The following is a 20,680-nucleotide window of genomic DNA, read 5'->3' as shown; positions in this document are numbered from 1 at the left end:
GTCAATAATGATATCGGCATGAGGCGATTAACAGAGCGTCTCCACTGACGGCATAAACCAGCCGATGTTCTGCCGTAATTCTGCGTGACCAGAAACCTGCAAGGTTATGTTTTAATGGCTCGGGTTTTCCTTTGCCTTCAAAAGGCGTCCTGCTGGTATCTTTTAGCAATTCGTTAATCTTTTTGACCGTTTTTTTATCGGTATCCTGCCAGTAAAGATAATCATCCCAGGCTTCTTCTGACCATGTCAGCTTCACTCAATAATATCCCTTTCAGTCCCGTTACCGCTTTGCAGGCTTTCGATGGAATCCATCAACCTGCGAGCATTTTTAGGTGACCGCAACAGGTAGGCTGTCTCTTCCAGTGAGTTATATTCTTCAAGCGACATCAGCACGCAGGATTCACCGTTCTGGCGGGTGATTAATATCGGCGCTTTATCTTCAACCGTCTGAACCATAGTGGCAGACAGGTTCTGTCGGGCTTCGCTGTAACTGATCGCTCTCATAGGACCTCCGTAGTAAGTAATACAAGTTATTGTACAATGATAGGCTATGACAGGGAAGCAGCAGACAGTGACAGACAAGATGTGCTTTCAGGCCTTTACTGAATCTATCCTGGAACGCGCCGCCCAGCGGGCACATACAGCCACAGTTAAGGTGATGAATTTTATCGGGCCTCCATAGGGGCAATGGGGATATTTCTGTGAGGCTACGGCCTGTCTGGCGCGCAGCACATCAGCCTGGCTATAGAGTGAAAAGAGGGATGAAGCAGAAGGCGGAGCGGTGAAGCGGATAACCGGGCAAAAAAAGCCGGTTATCCGCCGGAATCAGAGGATTAACGGTGGAACAGCGGGAACGCGCCGGTCAGCAGGCCGCCCGCCATCAATACCAGACTGACCAGGATCCCCCACTTGATTGCAAAGCGCTGGTGGTCGCCTATGTCGACTTTTGCCAGACCCACCAGCAGATAGACTGACGGCACCAGCGGACTCAGCAGATGGAATGGCTGGCCGACAATCGAAGCGCGCGCAATCTCTTCGGCCGTAATGCCATAGCTGGCCGCCGTCTGAGCGATAACCGGCAGGATGCCGAAGTAGAATGCATCATTCGACATGAAGAAGGTGAACGGCAGACTGACCAGTGCGGTGAACACCGCCAGGTAAGGCCCGAAGCTGTGCGGGATCACTGCCAGCAGGCTCTTCGCCATCGCATCTACCATGCCGGTGCCGGAGAGGATACCGGTGAAAACACCGGCGGCAAAAATCAGCGCGGTCACCGCCAGTACGTTCCCGGCGTGGGAACTGATGCGGGCTTTCTGCTCCTCCAGGGTCGGATAGTTGAGCATCACCGCAATCGCAAATGCCAGCATAAACAGGATTTGAATCGGCATTAAACCAATGACCAGCAGCACCAGCAGCACGGTGGTCAGAATGAAATTAGGCCAGAACATTTTTGGACGACGGTTGGCAGCGCACTCTTCGGCATCGCCCAGCCCCAGCTCAATGTTGTCCAGATGGTGATCTTTCATGGTCATCACGCCAAGACGCTTACGCTCACGCAGGCCAAACAGCACCGCCATCGCGACCAGACTGACACAGGCCAGCAGCATGGCTGGCAGCATCGGAATGAAGATGTCGAGTGCGTCAATGCGCAATGCCGCCGCTGCACGGGCGGTCGGGCCACCCCAGGGTGAGAGGTTCATAATGCCGCTGGCGAGGTTGACCAGACAGGTCATCATCAGCACGTTCATGCCCAGTCGGTGATAAAGCGGCAGGAACGCGGCGATAGCGATCATGTAAGTCGTCGAGCTGTCACCATCCAGTGAGACAAGCAGCGTTAGCACCGCCGTGCCGACCAGCACTTTCAGGGGATCGCCGCGTACCATCCGGAGAATAAAGCGGACCAGCGGGTCAAAAAGCCCGGCATCGATCATCATACCGAAATAGAGAATGGAGAAGGTCAGCATCACGCCGGTAGGAGCCAGCTTTTTGACGCCATCCAGCATCATGGCACCCAGGCCTGCGTAAAAGCCGCCAATCAGCGCAAATATGGTTGGTATCAGGATCAGCGCAATTAAGGCTGACATACGTTTGGTCATGATTAAATACATGAAGCAAACGACCATCGAAAAACCCAGTATTGTCAGCAAAAGAACAGCCCTCGCATGGCGTAAAAGTAATGGAACGGTGACATAAAGGCAGGAAAATTCAGGTTATTACTTAGCGTGGTAACAATTAACCTGTTGTTTTAATTAACCCTGCACTCAAGGATGATATTAAATTGTTGTCAGGATTTAGCATTTCTTTAACAAAAAGGGTGATCACGATCATCTTTAAACGAATCTTAAACGAGTTTGTGTGACTGGGATCAAAGCGTGATGGAGTGTAACCGGGAATTTCGGGCCAGCAGGGGGAGGAATCAGACGGGCAGGGGAGTATAGAAACAGGGTAAACGGCTGTGGCAGGACGCTCAGCCGGTTAAAAGTATTAACTGCCTAACAGCTGAATGATCATTTCAGGTGTTTTGTTCGCCATTTTACTGACGGCAGTCTGGCCCTGCTGAATAATCTGGTTACGCGCCAGCTGACTGGCTTCTTCGGCATAGTCCGCATCCTGTATGCGGCTGCGTGCCGCTGAGGTATCCACGCCCTGTTGTGCCAGCACATTACGGTTTGATTCGTAACGGTTAATTTTTGCGCCATAAGTGGACTGATAGCCACTGATCTTCGCCAGCGCACTATCCAGCGCCTTCATGGTGCTGGAGATGTCATCACTGTTCAGCAGCGTGGTATTGTTCAGTCCCAGGGTTTTGGTATCTGACGGGGTAGCGGGGATGCTATCCGACTGCACCGGCTGACCATAATCGGCGCTGGTGACCACTTCCAGAGGGCGACTCTCATGTGGCGGCGTTGCAGGCACGCCTTTAGGTTCAGGCAGGTTTCCCCAGGTCAGATTACCGGTGAACGAGCCATTGCCCACCACCACCACAATCAAATCTTCGTTCACGGTATCCAGCGTGATGCGCTCAAGCGGGTGACTGGTGAGGGTCCCGTTGTTGAAATCGCCGCTGGCGACATCTTCATAGCGGTCGCCGTCACCGCTATAAGTGATGTTCATGCCGTTATAAGTGCTGCTGTTACTGCCCGCCAGCGCCCAGCTCGGGCCACCTTCCAGCAGTTGCGAACTGTCATACGCGGCACCGCTGCCAAAACCGTTAGTGCTGGTCAGCAGGTTAGTATCGGCGGTAGCCGCATTCGTAATGCCTTTGCTGGCCCAGGTGTAATCGGGCGCAGCGCCATCCAGCGGTGTACCAACCAGATGCTTACCGTCGCGGGTAAAAAGTTGAAGATCGTCATCCAGATTCAGCGAGTCGATGGTGATGCTTATCGCTGTCGAGCCTGCCGGAATATAGGCCAGCGGGATCACGCCAGAGGTAAAAGAGTAATTCTTGCCCGGAACCGGAAACTTCGTGTTGATAGGATCAACGTTACCCAGTTTCGCGGGGGGCAGATCGGGATTATTGGTCGCCAGCGGATAACGGCCGAAAATCTCGGTGTGATCCGCGATGTCGTTGATGCCTGCCAGAATCTGCTGATAGGCACCGTTGACACTCTGCCGATCCGCGTCGGAAAGCGTGCCACTGGCTGCCTGAACTGACAGCGTGCGGGCCTGGATCAGCAGATCGACGATGCTGCCCAGGCCTCCGCTGGCGGTCTGGGAATAGCTGATAGCGTCATTGAGGCCGCGCGCCACCACCGCATCGGCATTGATATTGGCCGTCATGCGGTTGGCAATCGCCTGACCCGCTGCGTCATCTTTTGCACTGTTAATCCGCATCCCTGATGATAGCCGTTCAACCGTTCGTCCCAGAACAGAGTCAGTGCTGTACCGCGTTTTGTTCGTAATGGCGGCGGGTTCGTTATGGTTGATCGTTAACATAGTCGCTTCGAACAGGGAAAGGAGTCTCTGTTTTATCGGCAGGATAATAAGCAGCTTTACTCTGTGCGGCGATGAAAACGCAGGGCTGGCGCGCTTAAACGATCAACAGGCTGATGGCTAACCGTTTTTAAGATAAAAGAAATTAATGTTTAAACCGGCGCTGAAGCAGAGCCTGCTGCGCCGGGACGCAGCAGGGGAGGGCAGATCAGTTAAAAACCATGCCGCCATCAATCAACAGTGACTGACCGGTCATGTAGTCGGAGTCGGGACTGGCCAGATAGGCGACGCAGGCCGCCACATCGTCCGGCTCAGACAGACGCCCCAGTGTAATGCGTTTCGCAAACTCCTTCGTGCCGTAACCGGCCGGTTTTCCGGCGGCTTCAGAGATCTGCCGGTCTATCTCTTCCCACATTGGCGTTCTGACAATGCCAGGGCAGAAGGCGTTAACCGTGATACCGGCTGGTGCCAGATCGCGCGCGGCAGTCTGGGTCAGGCCGCGCACGGCGAATTTACTGGAGCTGTAAACCGCCAGTTCCGGATTGCCAACGTGCCCCGCCTGCGAACAGGCGTTGATGATTTTGCCGCCGTGACCTTCTGCTGCAAACGCTTTGATCGCGGCCTGCATACCCCAGATCACCCCTTTGACATTGACGTTGTAGACCTTGTCGACCACTGCTTCGGTGATCTCAGCAATCGGCGTGGAGGGCGCAATGCCCGCGTTATTGACGATGACGTCAAAGCCACCCAGCGTACGACGCGCCTCTTCTACGGCGTCCATCACCTGATCGCGCTGTGAAACGTCGACTTTCAGCGCGATCGCTTTGCCACCCTGCTGGTTAATCTTCTCTGCGACCTGGCGGGCGGTTTCCTGATTGAAATCGGCCACCGCGACCGCCAGCCCATCTTTCGCCAGACGCAGGGCGATCGCTTCACCAATGCCCTGGCCTGCGCCGGTCACAAATGCCACTCTGTTTTTCATCATGATGTCCTTTTTGAGAAATTAAAGAAGCTGGCTCAGATGCAGCTGACCCATCAGCAGCGGGTTGTCGGCGTAATCGACCGGCACAGCCACCACCGCAGGACCCTGAACATCCATCGCTTTACGTAGCGTCGGCTCCAGCTCTGCCGCGCTGGTCACCGCAAAGCCCGCTGCTCCAAACGCTTCAGCATAGGCTTTGAAATCAACCGGACCAAAATTGACGCCTGAGACGCGGTGATATTTTTTCTCTTCCTGCATCGCCACCATGTTGTAGGCGTTATCGACCCAGACGATGTGCAGAATGTTGGCTTTTAACCGGACAGCCGTTTCCAGCTCCATGCTCGATTGCAGGAAGCCGCCGTCGCCTGAAACCGACACCACTTTGCGCTGCGGGTCGACCAGCCAGGCACCAATCGCCCAGGGTAGCGCCACGCCCATGGTCTGCTGACCGTTGGAGATCATGATCTGACGAGCGCGGAAGCTGTAGAGATAGCGGGCGATCCAGATATGGAAGCTGCCCATGTCGACGGTAAGACTGACATCGCTGTTAATGATGTCCTGCATAGCGCGCACGATGCGTAGCGGATGCAAGGCAAATTGGTTGAGACTGGCACCCTGCATCGCCAGCAGTTTGCGTTGCTGCTGACGATCCTCAAGGATGCTTGCCGCTTCTGATGTCAGCTGCAGCGGAGTAGTAATGCGCGCCGCCAGTTTACGCACCGTGGCAGCGATATCGCCCACCAGTTCTGCATCCGGCAGATAGCGGTTGTCGGTCTCTGCGGGTATCACGTCAATGTGAATCAGGGTCGCGTTACCGCTGTTCCACATCGCCGGTTCATATTCCACCGGGCTGTAGCCGATGGTGATAATCAGGTCAGCCTGTTGCAGCAGGCGATCGCCCGCCTGGTTGTTGAACAGTCCGACGCGTCCGGCAAAGCGTGAGAAGTGATCCTGTCTGACTGCACCCGCAGCCTGATAGGTGCTGGTAACAGGAATGTGACTGCGGGTCAGCAAATCGTGAATTGCTTCGCTGTTTTCCGACTGGCTCGCCATTAATCCCAGCAGAATGACCGGATTTTTAGCCCCGGCAATCGCCTCGCTGACCGCATCTATCATCGCATCTGGTGCGGCACCCAGCACCGGACGACCTTTGCTGCTGAGCGCTTTGCCGGTGACCGGCTGGTCAACAATATCCTGTGGCAGGCTGATAAAGGCCCCGCCGCCCCGGCCATGCTCGGCGTGGCGAAACGCATTCGACAGACATTCAGAGAGCGCAGAGGGATCGGTCACTTCAACTGCATATTTGGTGATCGGGCGAAACATTGAAACGGTGTCCATGCTCTGATGAACCTGCTTGGCGCTGTCGGAGCGTTTCACCTGGCCGCCGATAGCAACCACCGGATCGCCTTCGCTGGTAGCGGTGGCCATGCCGGTAATCAGGTTTGAGCAGCCCGGCCCTGACGTAACCAGCGCCACACCCGCGCTGCCGGTGAGACGACCCACTGCGGCGGCCATAAACGCGGCATTGGCTTCGTGGCGAACCGGGATGGTCTGAATGGATGAGTCCAGCAGCGAGTCAAAAACCTTATCGATCTTTGCACCCGGGATGCCAAAGACATGCTGGACGCCCTGCGCCTCAAGCTGCGCGACCACCAGGTCTGCGCCGCAGGTCCAGAGCGTAGTATCGGTTGGAGTTTTCATCGTCATTCCTCTGATTAGCTTTCTACCGCACGGATCGCGGCGTCAAGATTGGCGGGGTTCAGGTCGGCATTGAGAAAGTCACTGTCCTGCGGCAGATCCACGACCAGCTTGCTGATGGCACCAAAGGTCAGGGTGCCCTGTTCCAGCGCGTAATCGAGAATGTGGCCGCCGCCTTCGCGGTCGTCGGTGATAAAATGTTCGTGATAGCCCGCAACGTTAATGCCCTGCATATATTGCGGTGTCCGGAATCCGATCAGTTCGCCCGCGCGCTGGCGGAAGGAAAAGGTCGGCTGGTCGCCCAGCACTTCCGGCATGGCGCGATAGGGACGGCACTGGCACGGCACGGTGCGGGTATCAACGCGGCTGAAACGACCGCTGATGCGCAGCGCGCAGAACTGGTTATCGGAGGTGATTTCGCTGTCGATCACCCGATGGATTTCCTCACGCGACAGGGGGCGGTCAAACTCAAACAGGTGCTGCGGTTTGAAGAAGGTCATTACCGCAAACGGGGTTTTCTGCGACGGATCGGCCGGGTGCGCGCTGCCATCTGAGTGCAGCTGATAGACCTTGCTGTCAAACGCAATCATTTCGCCATCCAGCCGGTTAAAGGTACCCAGACCGAAATCACCTTTGCGCAGCAGGTCAGCAATCCGGACGTTGCCGTCGTATACGCCGCTCAGCAGCGCACTCATTAAAGAGGTCTGATAGATAACGCTTTCTGGTGCATCCTTAGAAAGTGTTAAGACAGTATGTTTTAGTTGATCCTCACAGGAACAATCAGTTACACAATTGCTCATTGAATGCCTCGTCGATTAACCGTTAAGCCGTGTTAACCTAATGGTGAACCGATTCAGTCGGTGGGTCCAATAGCGAAACCTGTTAACTTTGAGACGTTTTTGATATGGAACTTCGCCATCTGCGTTATTTTGTTGCCGTAGCCGAGACGCTTCACTTCACCCGGGCCGCTGAAATGCTGGGAATTTCTCAGCCGCCATTGAGTCAGCAGATATTGCGGCTGGAGCAGGAAATTGGCACACCGCTGCTAAAGCGACTGACGCGCGGAGTAGAACTCACCGAAGCGGGGGAAGCGTTTCTGGCGGATGCCCGACAGATTGTGCAGCTGGCCGATCAGGCGCTGGAGAACGCGCGCGGCATTGCGCGCGGGATCAGTGGTCAGCTTTCGCTGGGGTTTGCCAGCTCAGTAGCGTTTAATCCACGCATTTTCACCCTGATCCGTCAGTTTAAAGAACGTTATCCGGCGATGGAGTTGCTGACCCGCGAAGAGAATATGTCTTTGCTGATGCAGGATTTGCAGGAAGGCTTGCTGGATGCGGCCTTTATCCGGCTGCCGTGCGAAAGCAGCAAGGCCTTTAATCTGCGCGTAATCTCTACCGAAAAAATGCTGATTGCGCTGCCGCGTTCTCATCCCCTCAGCGGCACGCCCACCGTGGCGCTCCCGGCGCTGGCGGCCGAAACCCTGATAATTTTCCCGCGCGATGTCTCGCCGAGCCTGTATGAGCTGATTGTCACCGCCTGTCTGCGGGCCGGCTTTTCCCGCCACACCTTCCAGCAGGCGCCGCAGATCACCACCTCGCTGGGCATGGTCGCGGCGGGCTGCGGGATTGCGCTGGTACCGGAGTCCATGCGTTGCGTTGATAACCCCGATGTGAGCTTCTGCGAGATCGAAAACAACACGCTGTTTACCGACGTGGCTTTTGCCTGGCGTCGGCTTCATCCGTCAAAAGCGGTGCTGCATCTGCTGGCGCTGCTGGTGGCCCAGCCTGCGGCACCCGACAACGCGGGTTGATAAGCACCAGCTATTGTACTGAAAACAATAACCAACTGGCGGCGCGGGGCCGGGATGCCAATAATCGGTGCATGACTACATACCGCGTAAGAGTCGGGTATCACAACCCGTCAGCCCTGACATTCAGGCAACTGGATGAAATTCTGGAGCCGCAGCGATTCTGGAGAACAGATTCGGCGGGCGGCCAGTTCCGCTATTTCATGGAGTATGAGTACCAGTCTGACGTGCGTGACCTTTGTTCGGTCTGCTCGCTGGCCTACAGTCAGGCCTGTAAAGTCAGAAAGTGCCCACTGATTCTGGTCGAGGTGATGAACTGAATGTGTCCGGCAATTCCGCTGCTCAGCCAGGATTGCCGGACATTGTTTTAATGAACGGTTTAACGTCGACGGCGCTCCATCATCAGACTTAACGCAGCAGGCAGCACCGTAAGCGTCACCAGCGTGCCGCTGACCAGTCCGCCAATAATCGCCAGTGCCATTGGCCCCCAGAAAACCTGATGGGCGATGGGGATCATGCCAAGGATCGCGGCACAGGCGGTCAGCAGGATGGGACGCGCCCGGTGATGGGCCGCCTGTCGTATGGCTTCACCGGCAGGCAGTCCGGCATGGGTGTTCGTATCCACTTCACTGATCATGATCACCGCGTTTCGAATGATGATCCCCGCCAGCGCAATAATCCCCAGCAGCGCCACAAACCCCATCGGTGTGCCAGCCGGTAGCATCGCGGATACAATGCCGGGCAGGCCAAACGGAGCCATGCTCAGCGCCAGCAGCATGCCTGAGAAGCGTTGCAGCTGAATCATCAGCAGTACCAGCATGGCGCAGATCGTCACTGGCAGCAGGGCAAAGACTGAACCGTTGCCTTTATCCGATTCCGCAGCGACGCCGCCTTCCTCAATGCCATACCCGGCAGGGAGTGATGCGCGCAGCGCGGCGACATCGGGTGCGAGCTGTAGCGAGACATTTTCAGCCCGCTGACCGGGCGCGATATCGGTCTGCACCGTGATGTAAGAGAGTCGCTGACGTCGCCAGATCACCGGGTCATCTACACCCCAGTTCAGGGTCGCTACCTGGCGCAGTGGAATTTTCTGTCCGCTGGCGTTGGTGATCATCAGTCCTTCCAGCGTATCCGTGTTCTGCCGTTCCGTATCATTGCTGCGCAGTACCACATCGATCAGCCGGTTGCGATCGCGCAGCGTGGTCACGACGCTGCCGGACATCAGAGTGTTCAGCGCGGTGGCGATGGTGTCTGATGAGAGTCCGGCTGCGCGCGCTGCGGTCTGGTTCACTGCCAGCGTCATGACGCGTTCTGGTTCCCCGGCCGTGAGATTAACCCCGCGTGTTAACGGCGAGCGGGCGAGCACTGCCGCCAGCCGATTAGCGGCCTGTCGTACCTGGGCATTGTCCGGGCCGGTAATGCGGTATTTCAGCGGCCAGCCGACCGGTGGGCCGAGCTCCAGCGGTGAGACGCGGGTGGTGATGTCATTAAAATCGGCTGCCAGTTTTCGTTCCAGCCGGCTGCGCAGCCGATCGCGCACGTTGAGATCTTTCGCTACCACAACCAGCTGTGCGATGTTTTCATTATCCAGCAGCACATCCATCGGCAGATAGAAACGTATTGCACCTGAGCCAACGTAGCTGGTGAAGTTCGCCACATCCCGGTCATTCTGGAGCATTTTTTCAAGTTGTACGGTACGACGCGCGGTTTCCGCCTGGGCCGCATTGGCGGGCAATGTCAGGCTAACCAGCAGTTCGGGACGATCTGACGCCGGGAAAAACTCACCCTGCATAAACGTGGTGGCATAAAGGCTGGTCAGCAGCACCGCCAACGCTATGCCCATCGTCACCAGTCGGTTGTGCAAAATCACCTCCAGCAGCCGGTGATAAGCGCGCATCAGCACGCCCGGCTGCTGGTGGGCCTTGATGTGCTTTGCCGACAGCAGCCAGCAACCAGTGAGTGGAGAGAAGATGACCGCGACCACCCACGAGCAGAGCAGTGCCAGCGCGACCACCACAAACAGCGAATAGCAATACTCTCCAGCACTTGAAGCAGCGAAACCGACCGGAATGAAACCGGCAATCATCACCAGCGTACCGGTCAGCATAGGGAATGCGGTGGTTTTAAACGCATAGGTGGCAGCCTGCCATTTGCTGTCGCCCGCTTCGAGTCGTGCCACCATCGCCTCGACCGTAATCATCGCATCATCCACCAGCAGCCCCAGCGCAATGATCAGCGCACCCAGCGAAATCCGTTGCAGACCGATACCTGCGAGTAACATGCCGGTAAAGGTCATCGCCAGCACCAGGGGAATTGCCGCTGCGACCACCAGACCGGCGCGCAGCCCCAGTGACACAAAGGAGACGGCTAACACGATGATGACCGCTTCGCCCAGTATCCGGACAAAGCCGCTGACCGCATTTTTCACCACGGAAGACTGGTCGGCCACGCGGGTCATGGTGATACCGTGCGGTAACTGACTGGCCAGCATCTGCATGCGCTTATTAAGCTGCTGACCGAAATCGAGCATGTTGCCGTTGGCGGCCATAGAGATCGCCAGTCCGATAGCCGGAACGCCATTAACCCGGAACGTGGGCGCCGGGGGGTCGGCAGGTTGCAGGCTGAGGGTCGCCAGTTCAGTCAGCGGGATGAAACGCTCCCCGATATGCAGCGTAATCGCCCGCAGATTTTCGACCGAGATCAGGTTGCCGCTGACCCGCAGCGCGATGTTCTCGCGATCGGTTCGCAGGCTGCCAGCGGGTACGACGTCGTTCTGGGCTTTAATGGCGTCGCTGACCTGTTGTAAATCAAGCCCCATGCCATTTAGTTTACGTGGTGAAAAGGCAATAACCACCTGCTGCTCCTGCACACCCAGCAGGGTGGTTTTTCCGATGTCGGGCAGGCTGGTCAGACTGCGCCGCAGGTTGTCGACCCGATCGCGCAATTCTCTGTCGGTAAAACCATCCGCTGTGAAGCCATAAATTGTGCCGAAGGTGTCATCAAACTCATCGTTAACTGCCGGACCCTGCACGCCCTGAGGCAGTGAAGAGGCCACATCCTTCATCTTTTTACGCAACTGATACCAGATGCCCGCCACCTGAGAGGGCGGTGTATCATCACGCAGGTTGACATAAATCACCGTCTGTCCGGCGCGGGTTTCACTCTCTACCGCGTCCAGTGACGGAATCTCCTGTACCTTCTGTTCCAGCACGTCAGTGACCAGTTGCACAGTATTGTCCACGTCAGCGCCCGGCCATTGAGCTGAGATGACGGCGGTTTTGATAGTAAACGCCGGATCTTCGTTGCGCGACAGACCTTGGTAGCTCAGCACACCCGCAGCCATTACCAGCAGCATAAAAAAGATCACCAGCTGTTGATGCGCCAGCGCCCAGCCAGAAAGGTTAAATCCAGCCGTTTTTCTCATGGTGCCTCCTGCGTAAGCGTCACTTTTTCGCCGGGCTGCAGGGTGCTGACACCGGCCGTAACAATGCGCTCGCCCGGCTGGATCCCGGCAGTCACAAAGATTTGCTGCGCGTTAAAGCGGGCCAGTACTACCGGACGAAGCTGTAAGCGTGACGTGGCATCAACGACCAGCAATGCAGGTTTGTCTGCGAAACGGGTCAGGGCGCTGGCAGGCAGGGCGATCACTGGCGGTTGTGCATCCGGCAGGCTGACGGTGACCGTGGCGCCGGGTGCCATCGCCTCAGGTGGATGACTCAACGATATGCGCAGTCGCCACGTGCGCGTCTGTGGATCGGCCTGTGGGCTGATATCTCGTACCGTACCACTGGCCTGAATGGCGGGATCGGCCAGCAGCGTAACTTTCAGCGGTGTCAGATTGTCAGGCCGTAACAGCGCAGGCGCGGTCAGGTCAAACACCGCATCGCGGGCATCACCTGCGGCCAGCGTCATCACGTTTTGTCCGGCGCTGACCACCTGACCTGGCTGAACCGTAATGGCGGTGATCCGGCCTGCGGTGGGTGCAGTGAGCTGAGTCCAGCTCAGGGTATCCTGGGCATTTTTCAGTGCTGCTTCGCTGCTGAGACGGCGGGACTGCGCGCTTTGCCAGTCCCCCTGGGCGCTGTCAAGCTGGCTGCGGGCAATAGCACCACCGGGCATCAGTAGCCGCATTCGATGCAGGTTAAGTGCGGCAACCCGTTCAGCGGCGCGGGCGCTGTCAAGATCGGCACGCGCGCTGCTCAGCTGATTTCGTGACTGATTATTTTCCAGCGCAGCCAGCGGTTGTCCGGTGCTGACACGGTCGCCCAGTTCAGCCGCACGACTCACGACCCGCCCATCCAGCCTGAAGGCCAGTGCGACCTCTTCATGCGGGCGGATTTCGCCCGTCAGCACCAGTGACGAATCATTGCTGAGTGGCGGGGCAATCACCGTTTTAACGGGGCGGAGCGGGGCGGCAGGCGGGGCCGAATTATTATCCCGGCAGCCGGTCATGATGAGCACGCCGAGCAGCACAAACACCACTGGCGCAAAGATCTGAACACTGAAGAGATGACGCCACACCTGGCGGGCAGCATCCGGGATTAAATCAGTCATAGCCGGGTTCCTTTAATGAGTTGTGCTCATTGAACCCGGCTTGTGTCCAGAAACGTTGCATGAACCATCAAGAAATGGTCAAGCCAGAACAATTTATCTCCCCGGCAGCGTTACCCCGATTAACAGGCCGCCGTCGGCGGGTAACGTGGCGCGAAGTGACCCGCCGTGCGCCTCGACGATCGCTTTGGCTATCGATAGCCCCAGACCACTGCCGCCGGAGTGGCGGGCACGTGAGGAGTCGGCCCGGGTAAAGCGAACAAACAGCTGCGGCAGGAAGTCCGGCTCTACACCCTGACCATAATCGCGGAAAGTCAGGGTAACCGCCTGATCGTTCTGGCTGGCGGTGATCAGCAATGCACCCCCATCCGCTGCGTAGCGCAGTGCATTTTCACAGAGGATAGTCACCACCTGGCCCAGGCGGAACGCATCGGCATCGAGCATGAGAGCCTCTGGTGCGATCACGCTGATGGTCACACCTGCCTGTTCTGCCTGCGGCAGCAGCCAGCCCGTACGCTCGCGCAGTAACTCACTGAGATTAAACCGCTCCCGGTTCAGGACCAGCTGACCGGCATCCGCCAGTGACAGCAAATGCAGTTCATCGATCAGTCGGCTGAGCTGCGTCAGTTGCTTCATAATCATTGCCAGTTGCTGTGGCTCCGCTGGAAAGACGCCATCCAGAATACCCTGCAACCGGCCCATCGCCGCCGTCAGTGGTGAGCGAAGTTCATGTGCCATCGCCACATGTGAGGTGCGCAGCTCGCGCTCGTAACGCGCCAGTTGCTGGGTCATCTGATTAAAATCTTCGGTAAAGCGCACCAGCTCCTGCGGAGCTTCTTTCACCACTGCCGCCGTTCGGCCAAACTCCCCTTTTGATACCGCTCGCGCCGCAGTCGCCAGCTGGCTGAACTGCGTGGAGAGTGGACGCGCGAAACGCAGTGCCATAAACACCATAAACGGGATGGTGACGGCCACCAGCGCAATCACAGTAAACCAGTCCGAGGAGGCCAGCGACGGATCAGAAAACGTGAGCCCCCACCATTGATCAACGATCTGGTGAAAGCGTGCCGGGTCGCTGGCAGGATGGCGGCGTAGCTGTGAAAACTCTTCCAGCAGTGCGGGTGGCATACGGTAATAGACCCAGTACGCCTGTACCGCGAAGCGCAGCCACATACAGAAGGCGATCAGGATGACGCTGCCAATCGCCAGAAACATGACCCTGACGCAGATCCAGCGCCACAGAGAGTTGTAGATGTTTTTATTCATGGCTGTCTGAACCGGTAACCCACGCTACGCACCGCCGGTAACACGTCAGAGATGCCTGCAGCTTCCAGTTTACGGCGCAGGTTGTAGACGTGTGTATCCACCACCCGCTCCAGCGCATCGCTTTCTGGCAGACAGTGCTCCAGCAGAAACAGACGGGTAAACGGACGCGTCGGCGCACGCATCAGGGTGACCAGCAGGGAAAATTCAGTGGGTGTCAGATCGAGACGGCGTGGTGTGCCGCTGTCGCATTCAATGACAGCAGTGAGGGCGATCGGGTCGACGACCAGATCGGCCCAGCGCAGGATTTCGGTGACCGGCGCGCTATTCTGACTGCGGCGCAACACCGCCTGCACGCGCGCCACGACTTCGCCCGGATGATAGGGCTTGACCACATAGTCATCCGCGCCATAGCGGAGTGCACCGATGCGGTCCGGCGCATCGCTCATCGCCGTCACCATGATCACCGGCGTATCGTCGCGACGTCGCAGTGCGGCCAGCACTTCGGTGCCGTTCATGCCAGGCAACATGATATCCAGCAGGATCAGATCGGGCTGCCAGCGTCTGGCGGCATCCAGCCCGCCAGGACCGTCACCGGCAATCATAACCTCATAATTTTCACGTTTCAGGTACGCCTCAAGGACGCCAGCCGCGTCAGCGTCATCTTCAATAATCAGGACACGTTTTAACTGCATTTCAGATCACCTTGACTGTTTCTTCATAAATCCCTGGTCATTCATTGACACTCGCCTCGCATACTCCCGGCCAGTGACGCGGCACTGAATCCCTCAGCTCCGCACCTGATGTGATAATGAGGAAACATGATGATAACCGGAAAAATAACGCTTCACATGGTCTGTTTTTCGCTGGGATTAAGTGCCGCAGCCGTCAGAGCAGATGACAGTGCCACGCCGCCGCCCAGCGTGACGCTGGGCATTGCAGGCATCAATGCACCGCGCTACAGCGGCGCAGATAAGCAGCACTGGCAGCTGACCCCAATTATTCAGGCGCGCGACGGGGCCTTCTTTCTCGATTCGCAGAAAGGGATTGGCTACGATCTTCAGGCGGATAATGGGCTTTATCTGGAACATACGCTGGGCTATGGGCTGGGTCGATCTGACCGGAACTCCTCATGGCGCGACGGTGACGACCGGCTCAGGGGTATGGGTAAGATCGATGCCACGGTCAACACCGCGCTGGCGGTGGGATGGTCAGTCACGCCGTGGTTTGTGCTGGAGGGCAAAGCGACGCTGCCCCTGAGTGACAGTCAGGGCGTGCAGTATCGGACTTCGGTTACGCTTATCCCCTGGCAGACCAGCGACGATACTGTGGCACTGCAGGTGGCGGGACTGTTTGGCGACGGACGTTATATGAACACCTGGTACGGTGTTAACCGCGAGCAAAGTGCCCGCAGTGGATTTGAACGCTATGACGCGGCGGGTGGATTTTATGGTACTGACACCAGCCTGACCTGGAGCCATCAGTTCACGCCAGCCTGGGCTGCCAGTGTCATCGGTGATTACACCTGGCTGGACAAGCATGCCTCAGATAGCCCGATTGTCGCGCGGCACAACGGTGCCTCTGCTACCCTGGCACTGAGCTATACCTTCTGAATGGCGCCATGAAAAAAAACGGGATGCGCAGCCACCGTTGTTTGCTTGCTGCGCTGATTCTGTTGTATCTGCTGGTATATGCAGTGATTGTTGTGGCGCTGAGTCTGTTCGATGCGCCGGTGCGGGGATAAGGTACGACAGCGGCTATTTGCTGCTGTGAGGCGCAGCGTGACTGCGCCATAAATTTTTACTTTCTGCTAACGGCATCAGGTTCGTTGTTCGCGTTGATAAAGATGAATGATCTCTTCAGAGAGTTCACGAGCCAGCATCGAGGTCATCAGGTGATCCTGAGCATGAACCATAATTAAGGTCATGGGCTGCCGGCCTTCCCCTGCATCCTGTTCGATCAGTCGGGTTTGCATTTTATGTGCCTGCCGGGTAAAGGTATCCGCCTCGTGCAGCAGATCCCGCGCCTGTTCAATTTTGCCCTGACGCGCCGCCTGTAATGCCTCAAAGCAAAGGCTGCGCGACTGGCCTGCATTAACAATAATTTCCATAACAGCCTCTTCCTGATCGATCATGCTAAATTCTCCGGATGGGTAAAACCGTTACGGGTAGCAGTGGCAGCAAACCATTCACCGCTTTTTTTCACTGTGCGTTTCTGGCTGGTGATATCAAGCTGGACAAATCCGTAACGGTTTTTATAGCCGTTGCACCATGACCAGTTATCAATAAAGGTCCACATATGATAACCGAGACACTGGCTGCCCTCGCCAATCGCCCGGTGCACCCACTTAAGATGTTCCGCAACAAAGTCGATGCGGTAGTGATCCTGTATCTGCCCTGCCTGAATGAATCGCTGTTCATCCTCGACACCCATTCCGTTCTCTGAAATAAAGCAGCGAGGATTGCCATAATTCAGCCGCAGGTTGGTGAGAATGTCATAGATGCCAGGCTCGTAAATTTCCCAGCCCCGATAAGGGTTCATCTTCCTTCCGGGCATCTCATAACTGTCAAAAAACCATTCAGGCATAAAAGGGGCTGCCGGATTGATCACGCTATCGCGGCATTTCACCCGTCGTGGCTGATAGTAATTGACCCCCAGCAGATCGATGATGCCGTCAGCGATCAGCACGCTGTCCTCAGGCTGCGTCAGCGGTAGCTGGTCGTACTGCCTGAGTAGCGCAACCAGATCCGCCGGAAATTCGCCGCGTAAAACCGGGTCGAGAAAACTGCGGTTAAACAGCAGGTCTGCATGATGAGCGGCCGTCAGATCCGCCGGGTTCTGTGACCGGGGATAGGAGGGCGTCAGATTCAGCACGATGCCGATCTCTCCGGCCGTGTGACAGGCCCGGAAAGCCCGAACCGCTGAGGCATGTGCCAGCACGGTATGGTAGGCCACCGTCGCCGCGCGGCGAAAGTCCACCACATTGGGATAATGGAAATCATAAAGATACCCTCCCTCGACGGGCACAATCGGCTCATTAAAGGTAAACCAGTGCAGGACACGATCGCCGAACAGCTCAAAGCAGAGACGGGCGTAGCGACTGAATGCTGCAACGACCTTACGATTCTCCCAGCCGCCCTGTTCCTGCATCGCCATCGGCATATCGAAGTGAAACAGCGTAATAAAGGGCGTAATACCCTGTGCCAGCAGTTCATCAATGACCTGGTTATAGAAGACCACCGCCTCCTGATTGACGTCGCCGGTGCCATCAGGGATTAACCGAGACCAGCTGATGGAGGTGCGAAAACTATTGTGATTCAGTTGCTTCAGCAGGGCGATATCCTGGTGCCAGTGCTGATAAAAAGTGGACGTCTCACCCGGGCCAATCTGCTGATGAAAACGTGAGGGTTGTTGTGAATACCAGTGATCCCAGATGGTGGCGCTTTTGCCACCGTTCAGGCTATCGCCTTCAGTCTGCAAAGCGGAACTGGCACTGCCCCACCAGAACGAATCAGGAAATGTATAGTGCATGATGCCTCTCTCTTAAGTAATCAGGATGTACCGGCGGTTTCTGCCAGCGAAGCAGGCGACTGCGCCTTTTCCTGCTCATTTTTTATCAGCGATCGTTCATAAGCTCGCAGGAACGGCAGGTAACACAGCGCAGAAAGCACCATGCAGACCAGGCACATGACCACAGGACTGATTGCCCAGTTAGCCGCCCAGGAGGCGCCAATTGGCGCGGGCGTCGTCCACGGCGTGAGCGAAACCACCTGAGCCAGCCAGCCCATCCGGGTGGCGGTATAAGCCAGTACGGCGTTTAGCATTGGCACGCAGACAAAGGGAATAAACATCAGAGGGTTCATGATGATCGGTGCGCCAAAGAGGATGGGCTCATTGATATTGAAAAAACTTGGCACGATGCCCATCCTGCCGATAGTTCGCAGATGGGTGGCGCGACTGCGCAGTAACAGGAAAGCCAGGGGTAAAGTCGATCCGACACCACCGATCAGAAGATAGTGATCCCAGAAGCCCTGCAGATAAATGTGTGGTAACACAGTACCTGCCGCCAGGGCGGCCTGATTAGCAGAGAGATTAGCCATCCAGAAGGGATTCATGATGCCGGTTACAATCAGCGCGCCGTGAATGCCGGCGAACCAGAAGATCTGACACAGCAGCACCGACAGCAGAATGGCAGGTAAAGAGTCAGATGCGGAAACCAGGGGAGCGAGCAGATGCATAATGGCCTGTGGAATGATCATGCCTGTTTTAGCTTCAATAAACAGGTTCAGCGGATGAAGGGTGCCGATAATCACCACCACCGGAATCAGAATCTCAAACGATCGTGCTACGCCAGTTGGCACCTCTTTTGGCAGACGGATAGTGATGTTGTTGTGCTTCAGCCAGGCGTAAACGCGGGTAGCGTAAATGGCCGTAATCAGCGCGGTAAAAATGCCCTGACCGGAAAGATACTCAGTGGAAATTGTGTGATTGGAGTAAGGCGCTGCCACCAGCAAAAAAGCCATAAAGGCCAGCAGGCCTGACATCACCGGATCCAGCGCGAATTGCCGCCCCAGGCTGGCCCCGATACCTACCGAGATAAAAAAGGTCATCACGCCCATACTGAGATTAAACGGCAGCATCAACTGGTCACGATAGGTGGCGGAAAAGTCGAGCCAGGCCCTGGCCACACTGTTGGTGCTGGTGGCGGAGAAGGGGGGAAAGATAAACACCAGCATAAATGAGCCAATGATCATAAACGGCAGGGCGGCAGTGAAGCCATCACGAATGGCAATCACATACTTTTGCTGACCCAGTCGGCCGGCAAGTGGCGTAATTGATTGCTCGATCACTGCAATCATCGACTGATAGAGTGAGCTCATAAATCCGCCTTTTCATTTGCTGCTGCGATCAGCGACAGGGCAAAATCCAGCACCTTGTCTCCCCGCTGCATGCCGTAATCCATCATATCGATCGGTTGTACCGGGATACTCTGGCCTGCTGTTTTTTCCGTCAGGCTTTGCAGCATGTATTTTACCTGTGGCCCAAGCAAAACCACCTGATAATGGGAAAACTGCTCATCAAACTCCGCCACGCCAAACGCCTTGATCTCGGCAGCTATTCCCTGCTGAGCAGCCGCTTCCTCCATTTTTCGCACCAGCATGCTGGTAGACATGCCTGCTGAACAACACAACATGATTCTGTACATGGTTACTGTTCCCTGCCTTAGACACTGAAGTGAGGCTAATTGGATATCATATGGAAACCGGTTTCCATGAAAAGTCAGAAGAAGTGTGATGCCCATCAATAAGCAGGGTTTAAGGATATTTTTATTTCGATTAGGATCACAAAAATAGGTGGGTAAGCGAAGGTAATGCGAACATATGGAAATTCGGTTTCCATGTGAAACTGAAATGGCTATACTTCCGGCGGCAAACACATGCACAGCCGGACTACGCTGATTATAACTGGCCGCCTTTTCAGGGGAGAAAAATGTCTACTATCAACGATGTATCGCGGCTGGCTGGGGTTTCTAAAGCCACAGTTTCCCGGGTGTTGAGCGGTTCACGTGGCGTAAAGGAAGCCAGTCGGCTGGCTGTATTAAAAGCCGTTGAAGAGTTGAATTATCGGCCTAACGTGATAGCCCAGTCATTATTCAGTCAGACTACGCACTGTATTGGTGTGATCTGTGCCCAGGAAAATGTTAACCAGATTACTGCATGGCTTTTTGCGCTGGAGAAGCAACTACGCCAGCATCAAAAACATCTGCTATTGCGCTTTGCCCGCAGTAAAAGTGAAATCCTGACAGCCCTTGACGAGCTGAGTTGCGGCCTGTGCGATGATGTGCTGATCATCGGCGCGCATTTTCCGCTTAATATCGACGATGAGCATGTGATTCTGGTCGACTGTGCCGAAGCGGAAGGGCCAAACAGTCTGCAATTTGATCACGCTTTTGCCGCAGAGACAGCCTGCAACTTCCTGATCAATCAGGGGCGCCGTCAGATCGCTGTCATCCAGCCAGAGAACAGTAGCACGGCCGGGCAGGTCTTGCAGGGCTACAAAGTGGCGCTGGAAAATAATGTCTTACCTTTTAATCGTAATCTGGTGATTAGCGATGCGGTCTCATCATCTGTAGCGATTCAGATGCTATTGAATAACGCCGGTAGCCGAAATTTTAATGCATTGCTGGTGGCGAACGAAATGGAAGCACAGAATGTCATCGGCCAGTTACAGGCATTCAAAAAAGCGGTGCCGGACGACATAATGGTATTTAGCCTTGCAGGTTCAGTTAATTTACCGGGGTTGCCCACTATTCCGGCTATTGAATATTCGCTTGATGCGATGGCGTCACGAATCGTCAGTTGGTTAACTGCCACTACCCAGCAGGTGCTGGGCAGCGCAGTATTACGGGGTGATTTAATTATTCCCGACTGGCGACAGCGCTAATA

20 protein-coding genes are annotated in these 20,680 nt (G+C 56.0%); 5 read left to right on the top strand and 15 right to left on the bottom strand.

Translation table 11 applies throughout. The features are described 5' to 3' along the window. Nucleotide 1: 1 nt before the first annotated feature. The 7 genes from HZZ01_RS19615 to budA all read right to left on the bottom strand — a co-directional run bounded on the left by HZZ01_RS19615 (nt 2) and on the right by budA (nt 7,413). Nucleotides 2-256: a Txe/YoeB family addiction module toxin gene (locus HZZ01_RS19615; RefSeq protein ID WP_179899112.1), complete on the bottom strand. Its 255-nt coding sequence runs from the start codon at nt 254-256 to the stop codon at nt 2-4. Further along, nucleotides 253-504, bottom strand: a complete 252-nt coding sequence (gene yefM, locus HZZ01_RS19610) for a YoeB-YefM toxin-antitoxin system antitoxin YefM (RefSeq protein WP_179899111.1) — start codon at nt 502-504, stop codon at nt 253-255. The genes HZZ01_RS19615 and yefM overlap by 4 nt, the downstream gene beginning before the upstream one ends. A gap of 329 nt (nt 505-833) precedes the next feature. Beyond that, complete coding sequence (locus HZZ01_RS19605; protein WP_179899110.1) at nt 834-2,147, bottom strand: CitMHS family transporter; 1,314 nt, start codon at nt 2,145-2,147, stop codon at nt 834-836. A 337-nt stretch (nt 2,148-2,484) separates the two neighbouring features. Continuing rightward, on the bottom strand, nt 2,485-3,936 hold the full coding sequence (locus tag HZZ01_RS19600; RefSeq protein WP_179899109.1) for a flagellin: 1,452 nt from the start codon (nt 3,934-3,936) through the stop codon (nt 2,485-2,487). 205 nt (nt 3,937-4,141) lie between these two features. Further along, nucleotides 4,142-4,915: a (S)-acetoin forming diacetyl reductase gene (locus HZZ01_RS19595; protein ID WP_179899181.1), complete on the bottom strand. Its 774-nt coding sequence runs from the start codon at nt 4,913-4,915 to the stop codon at nt 4,142-4,144. Between the two features lie 21 nt (nt 4,916-4,936). Next, a complete protein-coding gene (alsS, locus tag HZZ01_RS19590; RefSeq protein ID WP_179899108.1) occupies nt 4,937-6,616 on the bottom strand; it encodes an acetolactate synthase AlsS in 1,680 nt (559 codons plus the stop codon). A gap of 14 nt (nt 6,617-6,630) precedes the next feature. After that, entirely contained in the window at nt 6,631-7,413 is a 783-nt protein-coding gene (budA, locus tag HZZ01_RS19585) for an acetolactate decarboxylase (protein ID WP_179899107.1), read from the bottom strand. A gap of 104 nt (nt 7,414-7,517) precedes the next feature. On the opposite strand from budA, the gene HZZ01_RS19580 reads away from it, so the two are divergent. Together HZZ01_RS19580 and HZZ01_RS19575 are read left to right on the top strand one after the other, a co-directional pair. Next, nucleotides 7,518-8,423 (top strand): LysR family transcriptional regulator, encoded by a 906-nt coding sequence (locus HZZ01_RS19580; RefSeq protein WP_179899106.1) that lies wholly within the window; start codon nt 7,518-7,520, stop codon nt 8,421-8,423. Between the two features lie 71 nt (nt 8,424-8,494). Beyond that, on the top strand, nt 8,495-8,740 hold the full coding sequence (locus tag HZZ01_RS19575) for a hypothetical protein (protein WP_013356609.1): 246 nt from the start codon (nt 8,495-8,497) through the stop codon (nt 8,738-8,740). A gap of 59 nt (nt 8,741-8,799) precedes the next feature. Here HZZ01_RS19575 and HZZ01_RS19570 read toward each other — a convergent pair whose 3' ends face one another. The 4 genes from HZZ01_RS19570 to HZZ01_RS19555 form a co-directional block, all read right to left on the bottom strand. Then, nucleotides 8,800-11,844: an efflux RND transporter permease subunit gene (locus HZZ01_RS19570; RefSeq protein ID WP_179899105.1), complete on the bottom strand. Its 3,045-nt coding sequence runs from the start codon at nt 11,842-11,844 to the stop codon at nt 8,800-8,802. Continuing rightward, the gene (locus HZZ01_RS19565) at nt 11,841-12,974 is read right to left on the bottom strand and encodes an efflux RND transporter periplasmic adaptor subunit (protein WP_179899104.1); all 1,134 of its coding nucleotides are present in this window, start codon (nt 12,972-12,974) and stop codon (nt 11,841-11,843) included. The genes HZZ01_RS19570 and HZZ01_RS19565 overlap by 4 nt, the downstream gene beginning before the upstream one ends. Nucleotides 12,975-13,067: 93 nt before the next feature. Further along, on the bottom strand, nt 13,068-14,237 hold the full coding sequence (locus HZZ01_RS19560) for a cell wall metabolism sensor histidine kinase WalK (RefSeq protein WP_179899103.1): 1,170 nt from the start codon (nt 14,235-14,237) through the stop codon (nt 13,068-13,070). Then, nucleotides 14,234-14,929 (bottom strand): response regulator, encoded by a 696-nt coding sequence (locus HZZ01_RS19555; RefSeq protein WP_179899102.1) that lies wholly within the window; start codon nt 14,927-14,929, stop codon nt 14,234-14,236. The genes HZZ01_RS19560 and HZZ01_RS19555 overlap by 4 nt, the downstream gene beginning before the upstream one ends. 129 nt (nt 14,930-15,058) lie before the next feature. On the opposite strand from HZZ01_RS19555, the gene HZZ01_RS19550 reads away from it, so the two are divergent. Continuing rightward, complete coding sequence (locus HZZ01_RS19550; RefSeq protein WP_179899180.1) at nt 15,059-15,847, top strand: MipA/OmpV family protein; 789 nt, start codon at nt 15,059-15,061, stop codon at nt 15,845-15,847. 8 nt (nt 15,848-15,855) lie between these two features. Continuing rightward, nucleotides 15,856-15,978 carry a hypothetical protein gene (locus tag HZZ01_RS21060; protein WP_255434364.1) on the top strand — a complete coding sequence of 41 codons (123 nt, stop codon included), beginning with the start codon at nt 15,856-15,858 and terminating at the stop codon, nt 15,976-15,978. A gap of 75 nt (nt 15,979-16,053) precedes the next feature. On the opposite strand, the gene HZZ01_RS19545 is transcribed toward HZZ01_RS21060, so the two are convergent. Genes HZZ01_RS19545 through HZZ01_RS19530 form a run of 4 tightly spaced genes read right to left on the bottom strand, consistent with a single transcriptional unit; the run spans nt 16,054 to nt 19,440 of the window. Further along, the gene (locus tag HZZ01_RS19545; RefSeq protein WP_179899101.1) at nt 16,054-16,368 is read right to left on the bottom strand and encodes a PTS lactose/cellobiose transporter subunit IIA; all 315 of its coding nucleotides are present in this window, start codon (nt 16,366-16,368) and stop codon (nt 16,054-16,056) included. Continuing rightward, complete coding sequence (locus HZZ01_RS19540; RefSeq protein WP_179899100.1) at nt 16,365-17,765, bottom strand: glycoside hydrolase family 1 protein; 1,401 nt, start codon at nt 17,763-17,765, stop codon at nt 16,365-16,367. The genes HZZ01_RS19545 and HZZ01_RS19540 overlap by 4 nt, the downstream gene beginning before the upstream one ends. 20 nt (nt 17,766-17,785) lie before the next feature. Continuing rightward, nucleotides 17,786-19,114: a PTS sugar transporter subunit IIC gene (locus HZZ01_RS19535; protein ID WP_179899099.1), complete on the bottom strand. Its 1,329-nt coding sequence runs from the start codon at nt 19,112-19,114 to the stop codon at nt 17,786-17,788. After that, the gene (locus HZZ01_RS19530; protein ID WP_179899179.1) at nt 19,111-19,440 is read right to left on the bottom strand and encodes a PTS sugar transporter subunit IIB; all 330 of its coding nucleotides are present in this window, start codon (nt 19,438-19,440) and stop codon (nt 19,111-19,113) included. The genes HZZ01_RS19535 and HZZ01_RS19530 overlap by 4 nt, the downstream gene beginning before the upstream one ends. Nucleotides 19,441-19,724: 284 nt before the next feature. On the opposite strand from HZZ01_RS19530, the gene HZZ01_RS19525 reads away from it, so the two are divergent. Then, nucleotides 19,725-20,678 carry a LacI family DNA-binding transcriptional regulator gene (locus HZZ01_RS19525; RefSeq protein ID WP_179899098.1) on the top strand — a complete coding sequence of 318 codons (954 nt, stop codon included), beginning with the start codon at nt 19,725-19,727 and terminating at the stop codon, nt 20,676-20,678. The last annotated feature ends 2 nt before the right edge of the window (nt 20,679-20,680 follow it).

The sequence above is a fragment of the Pantoea sp. WMus005 genome, assembly GCF_013415305.1.
GTDB lineage: Bacteria > Pseudomonadota > Gammaproteobacteria > Enterobacterales > Enterobacteriaceae > Pantoea > Pantoea rara.
The sequence above is the reverse complement of the archived record's forward strand: the minus strand, read 5'-3'. Positions and strand labels throughout refer to the sequence as shown.

Bases quoted from the DNA above. Each gene is read 5' to 3' on its own strand.
- yefM (WP_179899111.1), bottom strand. From the start codon at position 504: ATGAGAGCGATCAGTTACAGCGAAGCCCGACAGAACCTGTCTGCCACT.
- HZZ01_RS19600 (WP_179899109.1), bottom strand. From the start codon at position 3,936: ATGTTAACGATCAACCATAACGAACCCGCCGCCATTACGAACAAAACG.
- HZZ01_RS19595 (WP_179899181.1), bottom strand. From the start codon at position 4,915: ATGAAAAACAGAGTGGCATTTGTGACCGGCGCAGGCCAGGGCATTGGT.
- alsS (WP_179899108.1), bottom strand. From the start codon at position 6,616: ATGAAAACTCCAACCGATACTACGCTCTGGACCTGCGGCGCAGACCTG.
- budA (WP_179899107.1), bottom strand. From the start codon at position 7,413: ATGAGCAATTGTGTAACTGATTGTTCCTGTGAGGATCAACTAAAACAT.
- HZZ01_RS19580 (WP_179899106.1), top strand. From the start codon at position 7,518: ATGGAACTTCGCCATCTGCGTTATTTTGTTGCCGTAGCCGAGACGCTT.
- HZZ01_RS19575 (WP_013356609.1), top strand. From the start codon at position 8,495: ATGACTACATACCGCGTAAGAGTCGGGTATCACAACCCGTCAGCCCTG.
- HZZ01_RS19570 (WP_179899105.1), bottom strand. From the start codon at position 11,844: ATGAGAAAAACGGCTGGATTTAACCTTTCTGGCTGGGCGCTGGCGCAT.
- HZZ01_RS19565 (WP_179899104.1), bottom strand. From the start codon at position 12,974: ATGACTGATTTAATCCCGGATGCTGCCCGCCAGGTGTGGCGTCATCTC.
- HZZ01_RS19560 (WP_179899103.1), bottom strand. From the start codon at position 14,237: ATGAATAAAAACATCTACAACTCTCTGTGGCGCTGGATCTGCGTCAGG.
- HZZ01_RS19555 (WP_179899102.1), bottom strand. From the start codon at position 14,929: ATGCAGTTAAAACGTGTCCTGATTATTGAAGATGACGCTGACGCGGCT.
- HZZ01_RS19550 (WP_179899180.1), top strand. From the start codon at position 15,059: ATGATAACCGGAAAAATAACGCTTCACATGGTCTGTTTTTCGCTGGGA.
- HZZ01_RS21060 (WP_255434364.1), top strand. From the start codon at position 15,856: ATGAAAAAAAACGGGATGCGCAGCCACCGTTGTTTGCTTGCTGCGCTG.
- HZZ01_RS19545 (WP_179899101.1), bottom strand. From the start codon at position 16,368: ATGATCGATCAGGAAGAGGCTGTTATGGAAATTATTGTTAATGCAGGC.
- HZZ01_RS19540 (WP_179899100.1), bottom strand. From the start codon at position 17,765: ATGCACTATACATTTCCTGATTCGTTCTGGTGGGGCAGTGCCAGTTCC.
- HZZ01_RS19535 (WP_179899099.1), bottom strand. From the start codon at position 19,114: ATGAGCTCACTCTATCAGTCGATGATTGCAGTGATCGAGCAATCAATT.
- HZZ01_RS19530 (WP_179899179.1), bottom strand. From the start codon at position 19,440: ATGTACAGAATCATGTTGTGTTGTTCAGCAGGCATGTCTACCAGCATG.
- HZZ01_RS19525 (WP_179899098.1), top strand. From the start codon at position 19,725: ATGTCTACTATCAACGATGTATCGCGGCTGGCTGGGGTTTCTAAAGCC.